This window comes from Pseudoalteromonas sp. SG41-2, from assembly GCF_014164535.1.
GTDB lineage: Bacteria > Pseudomonadota > Gammaproteobacteria > Enterobacterales > Alteromonadaceae > Pseudoalteromonas > Pseudoalteromonas rhizosphaerae.
Genome location: NZ_JACJFK010000016.1, coordinates 98781 through 112576 on the forward strand (window position 1 = coordinate 98781; position 13796 = coordinate 112576).

The following is a 13796-nucleotide window of genomic DNA, read 5'->3' on the forward strand; positions in this document are numbered from 1 at the left end:
TTTATTCCTTGTTATGGTTTTCACCTAGCATGAGTTTAGCAATGTCGATTTCGTCACTGCATGCTCTGCTATCTCGTTCGCACAATTGATACAATTCTTTGATTGTGACCCCATCTAGCTTTACAACGTTCAATTCTCGCTGTAAAAAACTAATGATTTTATGTACTACCTTGTGTGCATGGAGAATAAGCGCCTTATCTGCTTTGTCACCACGTTCAAAGTAAAAACCAATAAACTTATGTAATTGGTTAATCCGGATCAAACTTTTCATTGACACTGGATCCCACTCGTTAAACTCCATAAAGCGGTTATCTTTAACGTATTTATCTATTGTAACGTCTTTTGCGTAGGGTTGTGCCCATAATTCAAAGCCTCGGTCGGTGAACACTTGATGCAACGCAATTCTTGGCTTATTTTCACAGTGGATCTCCCCAAGAGTGTCTTCATGACCTCCTAGTAAATCGAGATTCCAATTGCGCCTATCAATTATTTTTTTCACGGCATTATCAAAACCGTGTTCTAATATCCCCTCCGACTCGCTCACTGAAGAGGCGACAAGGTGATAGAAGGGTGGGAGTTCACCCCAATTTATTTGTTTTTTATACCAGTTAATTTCTTTAAGAGTTGGATTACTGGGTAGTTGCGCTTTATTATGCGTGCCAGACATTAACTTATCCTTACTACAAACTATGCTACAAGGATAAACTATTGCGATGCGTGTTTTAAGAAAAAGTTACATTTGTTATTAATAGTACTGATAAAGACCGTATTATTCATTTTTATAGGGTAGATAATTGGTTATGCTAGAGCAAGACTTGCGCGGATTTAAATGCCCGCAGCAATTTATCCAGTTTAAGTTGGCTTTGCGCCAAGCTTTAGCTGCGGCGCAATCGATAAGATTTACACTTTTGGCAGACCAATCTACCAAAGATATGGAGCGCTTTTTGCAAAAAAATCATTATCAGTACAAATTAGAGCAACAACGTGGATTGTTAATCGTGGAGCTAAATCGTGTTTGAATATGTAAAAATGTGGTACGAAAGGAAGTTTTCAGATCCGCATTCAGTGACCTTATTGTTTTTATTACTCGCTTTAATGGCGATGTTTTATTTCTTTGGTGCACTTATTGTACCTGTGCTGATTGCTTTAGTGATTGCTTATCTGCTTGATTGGCCGGTTGCGCATTTAGAGGGTTTTGGCTTACATCGCTTTACTGCCACTATTATAGTGATGTTGATTTTTTCAGGGTTGATGCTGACCTTAGTGATCGGCATGGGCCCAATACTGTGGCAGCAAGCTAGTAATTTAGTGCAAGAAAGCCCGCACATGATAGAGCAGGGAAAATCTTTTTTACTGCACTTGCCTGAGCAATACCCCAGTTTAATTAATGCAGAGCAAGTACAATCAGTGGTCAGCAGTGTTGAAGCCAAAGCAATTGAGTTTGGCCAAGTATTATTATCGGTCTCGTTGACATCATTAAAAGATGTAGTGGCGTGGTTGATCTATCTTATTTTAGTACCATTACTGGTATTCTTTATGCTCAAAGATAAGCTGGAGTTGATCAGAAGTGCAGAAAAACTCGTTCCAAAACAAAGACGCTTAATCTTGCAGGTATGGCACGAAATGAACCAACAGATCATGAATTATATTCGTGGTAAGGTGTTTGAAATTTTGATTGTAGGCTCAGTATCGTTTATCGCGTTCACTATTTTTGATTTACGTTATGCAGCGCTATTGGGCGTATTAGTGGGTTTATCAGTATTGATCCCTTTTGTGGGTGCGGCACTTGTTACCATACCGGTTGCGGCCGTGGCATTATTTCAATTTGGTTTAGAAACCCAGTTTTGGACCATACTGATCATCTACGGCATTATTCAAGCATTAGATGGTAATGTGCTGGTGCCGTTACTATTTTCTGAAGCGGTTGATCTGAACCCGGTATTTATTATTGTTGCGGTACTGTTTTTTGGTGGCTTATGGGGTTTTTGGGGCGTGTTTTTTGCAATTCCACTAGCGTCATTGGTAAAAGCCTTACTCAATGCTTGGTCAACGAAACAAGAAGAACAACTGATTGAGCATAGCTAACACGAACTTTGTTTAATTAGCTTTATACCTAAATCACCTGAAGATTTAGGTATTTTGGGTATAGTATCAAATGGTATAGAAAACGCACTTGAGAGACTAATTGATTCTTACGCGACCCATTAATTTTATGTAGAATGGGTTATAAGATATATCTTTTAGTAATATGGTGCGTTTTTTAATGTCTGATTTAATATTACCTACTGACTCATCGTCACAAATTTACCTTGATGCAAACGCAACAACACCGGTGCTACCTTGTATTGCAGAGGTTGTTTCGCATACTATGCAAATCTGCTTTGGTAACCCTTCTTCTTCACACATTACCGGTATTCAAGCTAAACACTTATTAGAGCAAACACGTCAAAAAGCCCGTGATGTGATAGGTGCACAGCAGGGGGATATTTTATTCACTTCTGGGGCTACCGAAGGAATTCAAACAGCTGTCGTGTCTACGCTCATAGCAGCTAAAGAGCATGCTAAACCAAACCCAGTATTACTGTATGGCGCGACTGAACATAAAGCAGTACCTAATACATTAATACATTGGAATGCCGTATTGGGTATAAACGCAACCGTGCTTGCGATCCCGGTATCGAGTGATGGCCTTTTAGATTTAGATTTTATTGCTCAACACGCTGGTGATGCACTGATGATTTGTACCATGGCAGTTAACAATGAAACCGGTGTTTATCAAGATTTAAAAGCGATTGAAAAGGTAATACGAGCACATAACACGGAAGTTGCGTGGATGGTGGATTGCGTACAAGCGCTAGGGAAAACCGCATTAGCCCTTAGTGATACAACGATTGACTACGCGCCATTTTCAGGCCATAAACTTTACGCACCGAAAGGTATAGGCGTGTTGTATATTCGTCAAGGCAGTGCCTATACGCCATTTATTGCCGGTGGTGGTCAAGAAAGTGGCATGCGCTCCGGTACTGAAAACCTGCCAGGCATCGCAGGTCTTAACAAACTGTTTTGTTTATTGCTGGATAAAACAAACGATACGTTTAAATCAATCGATGTGTTAAACGGCTATCGTGAACAATTACATCAGGCTTTAGTGGATACCTTTGGTAATATAACCTTTAATCATACTTTTGCATTGTCAGTACCAACAACGTTAAATTTTGCTGTTGATGAACTCAGTAGTAAAGAAGTGATGGATTTGTTCGATGCGGCAGGTATTCGTATCAGTGGTGGCTCAGCCTGTAGCTCAGGCGCAAATCGTAGTTTTGTGTTAGATGCCATGGGCGTGAGTGATTGGCGTAGTGAAAATGCAATACGTTTATCATTTGGACCGGCGACAACACAGGCTGAAATAACCACTGCCTGTGCGCGTATTCGTTCACTTAAACCAATATTACAAGCTAATTGTTTGGTGGTTTCAGATTCGTCATCACCACAGCAAGAAGCGTGTGCATTAGGGTTAACACAATTTAGACATCAAGGTGCGTGTTGTTGGTTGTATGTCAGTCAAGATAAACAAGCAGTGATCATTGACCCAATTATTGAGCTTATCCCGCGGCTTGAAAAAATAGTACACACACAAAATTTAACGGTAGCAGCCATTTTAGACACACATGCCCATCAAGAGCGATGCTGTGCGACTACATTGTTAGCTCAGGCCTTAAAATTCAGTTTGCATGACGAGCATGAATTAGGGTGGCCAGTGCAGCAAACGAGTATTGCATTACCTGAATGCACCATTGAGCGCTTAGCAACACCCGGGCACAGCCAAGATAGTGTTAGTTATTTATTGCGGTGTAACAACTCTCAACAAGTGCTATTTTGCTTTTGCGGTGATTTGCTACTGCCTGCTGGGCTTGGTAATACTGCAATTGACGGTGGGGATGCGTTAGCTATGGCACACTCATTACGTCAACTATCAACATGCTTAGCAGAGTCGACAGTTATTTGTTCTGGTCATGACTACCAGCAATGTTTTGCTATTAATTGGCAAGTTCAACAGCAGCAAACGCCGTTATTGCATGCATTATTGAACAATGAACTAAGTGATACTGAATTTGCTAACAACAAGCAGCGCAGCGATGAAGACAATTTATGTAAATTTGCAACTTTGTGTGGTTATGCTGACAGTTTAAAATACAGTAGAGCTTACGAACTGAACGCCGTGCAAGCAAAAGATATGTTAACTGCAAGCGATGTCTATTTAATTGATACCCGTGAACCATATGAACATGGGGCAAACAATATTCCTCAGTTATTTGCAGTTAGCCCTGCGCGAGTGATGAATATTCCGCTAAGTAGAATGGCAAATGCATTAGTGGACAGGCAATTGAACCCACAGGGTAAATATATTTTACTTTGTCGCAGTGGTAATCGTTCAAAACAAGCGGCAACTAACTTATCTCAGCTTGGCTTTACTGACGTGTATAATCTCAGCGGTGGAATGGCACTGTTATAATAACAGGGCAGAAGACTGGCAATTGACTGATAATAAATAAGGCGCTTTTAGCGCCTTATTTATTATCAGTCAAGGCTGTAGCTACTGTTTAGGCCCTGAACTTTCACGGATCACAATTGATGGTGTAAATGATGTGATGATGTCTTTATCTTGGTTACGAGCACCGCGAGTTTTGGTAAATAATAACCGTGCTGCATGTTGAGAGATAACATCGTTTGCTTGATGAGCGGTAGTTAACTTTGGCCATGTCTGACGAGAGAAAGGAGAATCCTCAAAGCCAGTAATAGATAACTGTTCAGGAATAGCAATACCCATTAAGCGTGATGCAAATAGGGCGCCAGCGGCCATTTCATCGTTGCCACCTAATATAGCGGTTATAGCCAAGGTGTTATTCTCGGCTAACAAGTGCTTTGCACCTTCAACACCCGACTCAAACGAATATTTACCATCGTAAATAAAGCGTTTATCAAATTCTTTATGATTATCTGCCAGCGCTGCTTTATAACCTTCAAGGCGTTCAGACGTCGATTTATGTTCTTTATCGCCACAGATAAAGCCAATATTTTCATGTCCATGAGTTAAAAGGTGAGTGGTGATCTCATACGCGGCTTTATAATCGTTAACATAAATACAGGTGTCTTGATCATCATCTGATGGTCGCCCAGATAACACCCTAACGTAATGAATATTTAACTCATCGAGTAAATTGGTGATGCTACTTTGCTCTGATAATGGCGGTGTAAGCACAAGCCCAGCTAAGCGAGAGCGCTTTATCATGGTGATAAATTCATCTTTCATGTTTGCATCTGTATAAGTGCATGGATGGATCACCAATTCATAGCCTTCGTCTTTACAGCGAGAAAGCACACCATTTTGCATATCAATCACATAATACGCATTAGGATTGTCATAAACTAAGCCTACCGTAAATGATGACGTGCCAGCTAGGTTTCGTGCTGCAAGATTTGGCTGATAGTTCAGCTCTTTTACAGCATCCATGACTGTATCGTAAGTTTTTTTACGAACAGATGGTTCTTTATTTATTACCCGTGAAACCGTTTTCATCGAAACCCCGGCGAGCCTCGCTACATCATTTATAGTTACTTTCATAGAGTTACTTTTAGGTTATTGTTTTAGTGTTGATATGTTCCTGATAAGAATACACCTAAGTAGACTTAACAAACGTGTTATTCATTATTTCTTCATCAAGACCAGTTAGTGTATCTAATGTTCAGTAAAATTAGCAGTAAAATAATTGAGATAATTTTTATGATACCGGTGTCAAATGAGTAAAAGTACGTTATTATCTCGATTGTAAAATATAAAATTAGCTTGTTGATAGCGTTGTCATTCTAACTTATCGTTAAATTTATTTGTAAGTTAATACGCTATTAGTACACTTTTTTAATCTAAAGATAGTTATAAATCAGTTTGTTGCAAGTTTAAGGGGATGTTAAAAATGAGTTGTCGTTCACAGTTAGCTAGTTGGCAAGCATTACAAGTAAGTGCAAATAAGATGAAGGAAGTTCATCTTAAAGATTTATTTGCCAATAACAGCACGCGATTCGAGCAATTTTCGACTCAGATCCCAGGTGTTTTATTTGATTATTCAAAACAATTGATTGATAACAGTGTGATGACACAGTTACTGTCTTTAGCACAAGAGTGCGATATCGCTAACTGGCGAGATAAAATGTTCAGCGGTGAAAAAATTAATATCACCGAAGATAGAGCCGTGCTTCATACTGCACTTCGTAACCGTAGTGCATCATCATTAGTTGTAGATGGCGAGAATGTAAGTTCGGTGGTTAACGCTGAGTTACAAAAAATTAAGTTGTTCGTTGAAAAAGTACGTAGCGGGCAATGGTTAGGTTATACCGGTAAAGCCGTGAAAGATGTTGTGAGCATTGGTGTTGGTGGTTCAAACTTAGGCCCACAAATGGCCACGGAAGCACTGAAAAGCTATGCAGATGACTCATTAAAAGTACATTACGTTTCAAATGTTGATGGCGTACAAATTGCGTCAGTATTGAAAGACATCGATCCTGAAACAACTTTGTTTGTGATTTCGTCAAAAACCTTTACTACATCTGAAACCATGACCAATGCAAAAACCGCCGTTGCATGGTTTTTAGAGTCAGCCGATGACAAGCAAGCCATTGCTAAGCACTTTGTAGCAGTGAGCACTAATTTAGAAAAAACGGCAGCGTTTGGTATTTCTGATGAAAACGTATTCACAATGTGGGATTGGGTAGGTGGTCGCTTTTCATTATGGAGTGCGATAGGCTTACCAATTGCATTGTATTTAGGTTTTGATGCATTTGAAGCGATTCTTGAAGGCGCTTTTGAAGTTGATGAACACTTTAAAACGGCCGAATTTGCAGAAAATGTACCATTGTTAATGGCTTTGTTGAGCTTATGGAATACCAGCTTTTTAGGTTTCGACTCACAGGTTATTTTACCTTACGATCAAGCATTACACATGTTGCCAGCTTATTTGCAGCAAGGTGAAATGGAAAGTAATGGTAAGCACGTTAATTTTGCGGGTAATACCGTACCGTATACTACAGTGCCAATTATTTGGGGTATGACCGGCATTAATGGTCAACATGCTTTTTATCAGTGTTTGCACCAAGGCAATGTGATTGTACCGGCTGATTTTATTGCCTCTATTAAACCTCAGGTTAATATTGGTCAGCATCACGACATTTTATTATCGAACTTTTTTGCACAAACAGAAGCGATGATGATGGGGGTTGATGCCGAGCAAGTTCGCGCTGATTTAACCGCAAAAGGCAAATCAGAGGCTGAAATAGCCGCGCTAATTGATCATAAAATCCACCGTGGTAACCGTCCTACAACATCAATGCTGTTAGATACGGTTGATGCAAAAACGGTGGGGCGATTAATTGCCTTATATGAGCATAAAATTTTCTGCCAAGGCATCATTTTAGAGATCTGTTCTTTCGATCAATGGGGTGTTGAACTTGGTAAAGGCTTAGCCTCAAAAATTGAAGCTGAGTTACTGGATGATAATATAAACCATCCACATGATAGTTCGACAAATGGCTTAATGAGCTATTATAAACAACGTCGAGCGCAGTAAAAAATTCGCACAGCACAATCAATTGTACTGTGTAACCAAATACCTTTGAACGGGTAGCGCTGGAGTTCTTAGGGCCTGTATATTTGTGAGAGGATATACAGAGCCCCTAAGACTCATTTAATTACCAGTTTGAAATGAATACAGCTGAATCAATATTCAGCGATAAAAACAAGCGAATTCAACAGGCTTTTTCTCGAGTACGATGCCAAAAAGCTGACATCAACTAAACAACAAGAATGTATGCCCGCACTATCAATAGTGGATAGTTGACAACTGGGCATAGCAAACGTAGAGAGTAAATTATGTTAAATCCTTTTGATATTGTAATTTTTGGGGGCGGTGGTGATCTTGCATTACGCAAATTATTACCTGCAATGTATCGCGCATATCAAGAAGGCAACCTTCCACAAGGTTCGCGTATTTTACCGACGGTTCGTGAAGAAAGTAAACGTGCGGAATACATAGAAACAGCTCATCAAGCGCTAAAAGAATTTTTAGGTAAAGGTGAGTTTAATGCCAAAGATTGGAAAGCTTTTTCAGCGTGTTTGGTGCCAGTAGTCACGAATGTAACCGAAGCAGACGATGATTGGGATAAACTAAAAACAATACTAGATGAGCACGATGCAGACAAATCTCGGGTGTTCTATTTATCACTTCCACCTGCGGTATATGGTAGCTGCTGTGAAATACTGTCTAGCAAAGGTCTGATCACTGCTACATCACGTGTCGTTGTTGAAAAACCAATTGGTTATTGCGGTAATTCAGCAGAAGAGATCAATGCAAAAATTGCTGAATACTTTAGCGAAGAGCAAATCTTCCGTATTGATCATTACTTAGGTAAAGAAACGGTACAAAACTTAATGGCACTGCGTTTTTCAAATTCATTATTTGAAAATATGTGGGATGCTAAATCAATCGATAATATTCAAATCAGCTTATCTGAAACTGTTGGCCTTGAAAGCCGTGCTGGTTTTTATGATAAAGCCGGTGCTTTACGTGACATGGTGCAAAACCATTTATTACAATTGTTATGTTTAGTCGCGATGGAATCACCAAATAAACTTAATGCAAACAGCATCCGCACCGAAAAGCTGAAAGTATTAGAATCATTGCGCCCACTTGTTGCAACGGATGTAGATGACAACATCATTCGTGGTCAATATGTACCCGGTGATTTGGATGGCAAAATTGTCCCTGGTTACTTAGAAGAGTTAAATGAAGGTTCAAGTAAAACAGAAACATTTGTTGCTATTCGTGCTCATATTGATAACTGGCGTTGGGCGGGCGTGCCATTTTACCTTCGTACAGGTAAACGTATGGCAAAACGTTGTGCCGAAATTGTCGTTGAATACAAAAAAGTATCACACAATGTTTACGGTGATAATGTTGGCAATATTGAACCAAACCGTTTGGTTATACGCCTTCAGCCTGAAGAGACAATTCAATTAACCTTGATGTCAAAGCGTCTTGATAATTTAGAGATGCAATTAGAGCCGGTAACCATGAACATTGAGCTATCGCAAGCTTATAGCAATGGTTTCCATTCAGATGCGTACAAGCGCTTGATGTTAGATGCAGCTGCAAATAATCCATCCCTGTTTATTCATCGTGATGAAGTACGTCAAGCTTGGAAATGGATTGACCCAATTATCGAGCGCTGGCAAGAAAAAGGTAAGCCTGCTTTATACCGTGCTGGTAGCTGGGGGCCTGATGATGCTGATGAACTATTAGCTGAAAATAACCATGTTTGGTTTAACACTGGCGATAAGGCATAACAATGGCAACCATCGTAGAGAAATTTTTTGATTCAAAAGATGCATTAACCGCTGAGTTATCTACAACACTTGAACAAAGTTTAGTCAGCGGTATTGAAGCTGATGGCCATGCCGTACTGATGGTATCAGGTGGTTCATCACCTGCACCCGCTTATAAGCACTTATCTAATCTAGCATTAGATTGGGCAAAGATAGATGTTGCTATGGTTGATGAACGTTGGGTTGATGCAGCACATGAAAAAAGTAATGAAGCGTTTATTAAGAGCACGTTATTACAAAATCATGGGGCGGCAGCTAACTTCATTACTATGAAAAACAATGCCGAGACTGCCCAACAGGGTAGTGCAGAATGTGAAGCTGCGTACCAACAACTGAAACGTCCATTTGATGTAACTATATTAGGCATGGGACCGGATGGTCATACCGCTTCATTATTTCCACATGCGGGCGGTTTACAGCAAGGGCTTGAAACATCACAATTGGTATGTGCAATTAATGCTATAGAAAGTGAAGTAACAGGGAATATTACCGAACGTATGACGTTAACTTTAGCAGCGATTGCGCAGTCTAAAGTGGTTAAGTTACTGATCAGTGGAGAAGAAAAGCTTGCTGTATATAAAGCAGCAAAAGCCGGTGGAGATGAAAACGACATGCCACTACGTGCAGTTTTAAATCACCCAACAATAAATATTGAAGTTTATTGGGCTCCGTAACGACCCCAATCGACCCAAACTTTAAAATGCAGGCTATAAAGCCTGCATTTTTGTTTCTCTTCTAAATTTATCTGTATCGCACTTGCAAGATCTTTATTATTTTCGCTTATTTATTTTTATCGAAAACAACAGTTATACAATCGTGTTAAGTTACTGACCATTTATAGCTTCGCTAGAATAGTTAAATATTTAAGTCGATTGGTATTATATAACGCCCGGCAATTATTAAGTTTGGAGCGTAATGTGATCTATCTGCCAGTGACTTATCTTCACTAAATAACAAGCCTCACAAATAGTGTGAGTTAACTAGTTGTTTGTTGAAATGTGGCTACTTATGCCTACTTATGCCTACTTTATTAAAAACATGAGTATCTTAGTGGTTTAAAAAACTTCACTAACTACATTAAAAATTATCCATATAGAACAATTATATGAGTAATTTTCACGGTTCCTATAGCTCTCTAAAATTTTCAATGAAAAGGGTAGGCTATGGGGGGAAATAAAGGTAGACATTAATAGCGTAACTCTTTAGAATACAAAATGACAACGCTGTCATTGATATTGATAACTATTAATGAATTCCCCTTGATAAATTATTTGCCCTAATTTATCTGCAATATTAATGTGAAAAGATGTGTTTTTGTTCATCCAGCTAAAGTTATATCCTTATCAGCAAATAAGCGAAATATCATTTCTGTATAGTTAAAGTGGAACGTTTTTTTTACACTAAGACTTATCTAAAATCATAAAATTACCTAAAACAGTGCATTTGGTTTTCTGTTTTTGAACTTAACCATGCTATATTCCCGCCGTAAAACTGTAACAATTTATAAACTCTATTTTTTTAATCTATTAATATTCAATTGGTTAGTATTTTTATAGCTATTTTTTTGCACAAAACGGCTAAAAAGATGTAGCACAAATGTAATTTAGAGTGTATGGTTTGTTACTAGATGACAACGCTGTCATCATCACTGGGCAGAAGTGATAAATAAAACCAACAAAATGATTCAAGGGGAATCCTGTGTTAGCTAAAAATTTTAAAAAAAGCTTATTAGCAGTAAATATCGGTCTTGTAATGAGTGCCGGATTCACTGGTGCTGTTTATGCAGCTGACGAAGTAAAAGTTCAAGAAGACGTAGAAGTCATTGAAGTACGTGGTATTCGTCGCTCTTTAGAGGCATCAATCAATACTAAACGGTTTGCTGATGGCGTTGTAGATGCTGTATCAGCAGAGGATATTGGCAAGTTTCCAGATAGTGATGTAGGTGAAGCTTTAGGTCGTATTCCTGGTGTTGCAGTTAATCGCCAGTTTGGTCAAGGGCAGCAAGTTTCTATCCGTGGCGCATCTAATCAACTAACGTTGACTACATTAAATGGTCAAAATGTTGCTTCTACAGGTTGGTATGACCAACAAGCAATTGACCGTAGCTTTAATTACACACTTTTACCACCACAGATGATTTCTGAAATTAAAGTATATAAATCTTCTCAAGCAGATTTACTTGAAGGTGGTGTTGGTGGTTCGGTTGATGTTATTACTCGTAAACCACTGGATCTAGATTCTGGCACTGCATTTATTTCAGCTGAGGGCACATATTCAACGGCTTCTAGCGAAACAGATCCTGCAATTTCAGGCCTCTACAGCTGGAAAAATGATGAAGAAACATTTGGTGTTCTTGCCGCTGTTGCATGGGAAGATACAACATATGTGCGCCGTGGTAATGAAGCATCTTACGCATGGGCAGGTGCAGAGTCTGCTAACTATTTTGAGCAAAATCGTGAGCGTACTGCAGTAGATTTTACAGCTCAATATTCACCTACAGATAATATGAGCTTCGCTCTACATTATATGAATTTAGACTTAAGTGCAGATAATAATAACAACAGTCTTTTTGTCTTCTCTAATACTGATAGTTGCTCACAATTTAACGATGCCGGTGCATGTTTAGTCCGTGAAACAAATGCAGCTAATCCAGCTGGACAAACGTTCTTGCAAACATTCGCTCGTTTTGCATCAATGAATTCAGAAACAATCGATTTATCGTTTGATTACGTTAGCGATAATTTTAAACTTGAAACACAAATAGGCACAACTAAAGCTGAAGGTGGTACTGATTTAACTCTTAATCATGCTGCTTTTATCGGCTCTCCAGAAGATGTTTACGGTACAATTGATGCAACTGGTGAATATACAGATATTGATATTGCTGTGAATGGTTGGAATGAAAATGACATTGGTACAGTATGGGCGGGTAGAGGTCTTCAAGAGTGGGCAACACAAATTGCGCCAAATGAGGATAAAGAGACATACTTTCAAACTGATTTAACTTTGATGCTGGATAGCGATTTCATTACCAGCGTTAAAACAGGTGTTCGTTGGTCTAACCATGAAGTAACAAGAGAATCTTTGCGAGCAGCACAAGGTGCACACGTTAGCGTTGATCCTTTGCAATACTGGAGTGGTACAGATACTGCTGGTATGCAAGATTTAACAATTCCACTACCAAATATTAACGCGATGAAAGCGAATGGCTTAGCGGCTGTTCAAAACTGGTATGAAGACCGTTCTGGCTTTGGTACTGTTGAAGAGGAAAACCTTTCAGTATATGTAATGGCAAATTTTTCCGGTGAAGCCTATCGCGGTAACTTTGGTGTGCGCTATGTATCAACATATGCGGAGTCAGATTTTTATGCACCAGATCCAACTTTTGTTGACCCAAATGGGATTGCGCAAAATAATGGCCTAAGCTCAACAATCGACACAGACCAAGGTCATTACAGTGAACTTTTACCAAGTTTTAACTTAGCATATGATATAAATCAAGATACTATTTTACGTTTCTCTATTGCGCAAGTTATCTCTCGTCCAAACTATTCAGATATGTTTGCATCGCAATCGTTAGCAGGTTATGGCGATACACAGTTAGGTAATCAGTCGGTTACAAAAGGAAGCCCTTCACTTAGCCCGTTTAAGGCAACTCAGGCTGATATTGGTTTTGAATATTACTATGGTGACTCTAACTTAGTTGCAGTTACTGCTTTTTATAAAGATGTTAGTAACTTCACTACGTCTGAGACATTACGTAACCAAAAAATTGGCATTACAGACCCCGTTTGTAAATGTGATGATTGGACCGTGAACACACAAGTAGACGGTGATGGTGGCGAAATTGCAGGGGTTGAGTTCCAAATTCAACATGCGTTAGCAGGTGGCTTCGGAACCATGTTTAACTATACCTTCGCTGATAGTTCTGCCGATCCGGATAATTTCTCTGATGGCATTGATGTTTTCACTGATAGTTCAGAGCATACAGTTAACGCAGTCGGCTATTATGAGAATGATGAAGTTTCTGTACGTCTAGCTTACAATTGGCGTTCAGAGTATATGATCCGTGAAACAGGCTTTTATGGAAACCGCTGGCACGATGATTTTGGTACACTTGATTTAACAGCAAGTTATAATTTAACTGAAAACTTCACATTGCGTTTTGCTGCTACAAACTTACTTGAAGAAGATAGCATTCAATACGCTGCAGCAGATGCAGATAACGAAGCAACTAAAATTTCACTTAAAGATGGCTATCCAGCTTGGTCTTACCAAGGTGAAGCTACTTATGCAATTGGTGTAGATTTCCGCTTCTAAATTAAGATTAAGATATATAATTAAGCCCCGTTTTCGGGGCTTT

9 protein-coding genes are annotated in these 13796 nt (G+C 39.2%); 7 read left to right on the top strand and 2 right to left on the bottom strand.

All coding sequences use genetic code 11. From position 1 onward, the window contains the following. Nucleotide 1: 1 nt before the first annotated feature. Nucleotides 2-667 carry a hypothetical protein gene (locus H5186_RS14035; protein WP_149982822.1) on the bottom strand — a complete coding sequence of 222 codons (666 nt, stop codon included), beginning with the start codon at nt 665-667 and terminating at the stop codon, nt 2-4. Between the two features lie 133 nt (nt 668-800). Here H5186_RS14035 and H5186_RS14040 point away from each other — a divergent pair, with 133 nt between their 5' ends. The 3 genes from H5186_RS14040 (at nt 801) to H5186_RS14050 (ending at nt 4513) form a co-directional block, all read left to right on the top strand. Further along, nucleotides 801-1019, top strand: a complete 219-nt coding sequence (locus H5186_RS14040; protein WP_149982821.1) for a sulfurtransferase TusA family protein — start codon at nt 801-803, stop codon at nt 1017-1019. Beyond that, a complete protein-coding gene (locus H5186_RS14045; protein ID WP_182718418.1) occupies nt 1012-2085 on the top strand; it encodes an AI-2E family transporter in 1074 nt (357 codons plus the stop codon). The genes H5186_RS14040 and H5186_RS14045 overlap by 8 nt, the downstream gene beginning before the upstream one ends. Nucleotides 2086-2263: 178 nt before the next feature. Further along, the gene (locus H5186_RS14050; RefSeq protein WP_182794599.1) at nt 2264-4513 is read left to right on the top strand and encodes an aminotransferase class V-fold PLP-dependent enzyme; all 2250 of its coding nucleotides are present in this window, start codon (nt 2264-2266) and stop codon (nt 4511-4513) included. Between the two features lie 81 nt (nt 4514-4594). Here H5186_RS14050 and H5186_RS14055 read toward each other — a convergent pair whose 3' ends face one another. Further along, nucleotides 4595-5623, bottom strand: a complete 1029-nt coding sequence (locus tag H5186_RS14055; protein ID WP_182718416.1) for a LacI family DNA-binding transcriptional regulator — start codon at nt 5621-5623, stop codon at nt 4595-4597. A gap of 349 nt (nt 5624-5972) precedes the next feature. Here H5186_RS14055 and pgi point away from each other — a divergent pair, with 349 nt between their 5' ends. The 4 genes from pgi to H5186_RS14075 all read left to right on the top strand — a co-directional run bounded on the left by pgi (nt 5973) and on the right by H5186_RS14075 (nt 13753). Beyond that, a complete protein-coding gene (gene pgi, locus H5186_RS14060) occupies nt 5973-7619 on the top strand; it encodes a glucose-6-phosphate isomerase (RefSeq protein ID WP_182794600.1) in 1647 nt (548 codons plus the stop codon). Nucleotides 7620-7921: 302 nt separating this feature from the next. After that, complete coding sequence (gene zwf / locus H5186_RS14065) at nt 7922-9394, top strand: glucose-6-phosphate dehydrogenase (protein ID WP_145240983.1); 1473 nt, start codon at nt 7922-7924, stop codon at nt 9392-9394. A gap of 2 nt (nt 9395-9396) precedes the next feature. Further along, a complete protein-coding gene (gene pgl, locus H5186_RS14070) occupies nt 9397-10107 on the top strand; it encodes a 6-phosphogluconolactonase (RefSeq protein ID WP_182794601.1) in 711 nt (236 codons plus the stop codon). 1024 nt (nt 10108-11131) lie between these two features. Beyond that, nucleotides 11132-13753 carry a TonB-dependent receptor gene (locus H5186_RS14075; protein ID WP_182794602.1) on the top strand — a complete coding sequence of 874 codons (2622 nt, stop codon included), beginning with the start codon at nt 11132-11134 and terminating at the stop codon, nt 13751-13753. Nucleotides 13754-13796: the final 43 nt, after the last annotated feature.

Coding starts and splice junctions, on each gene's coding strand:
- H5186_RS14035 (WP_149982822.1), bottom strand. CDS start 667: ATGTCTGGCACGCATAATAAAGCGCAACTACCCAGTAATCCAACTCTT.
- H5186_RS14040 (WP_149982821.1), top strand. CDS start 801: ATGCTAGAGCAAGACTTGCGCGGATTTAAATGCCCGCAGCAATTTATC.
- H5186_RS14050 (WP_182794599.1), top strand. CDS start 2,264: ATGTCTGATTTAATATTACCTACTGACTCATCGTCACAAATTTACCTT.
- H5186_RS14055 (WP_182718416.1), bottom strand. CDS start 5,623: ATGAAAGTAACTATAAATGATGTAGCGAGGCTCGCCGGGGTTTCGATG.
- pgi (WP_182794600.1), top strand. CDS start 5,973: ATGAGTTGTCGTTCACAGTTAGCTAGTTGGCAAGCATTACAAGTAAGT.
- zwf (WP_145240983.1), top strand. CDS start 7,922: ATGTTAAATCCTTTTGATATTGTAATTTTTGGGGGCGGTGGTGATCTT.
- pgl (WP_182794601.1), top strand. CDS start 9,397: ATGGCAACCATCGTAGAGAAATTTTTTGATTCAAAAGATGCATTAACC.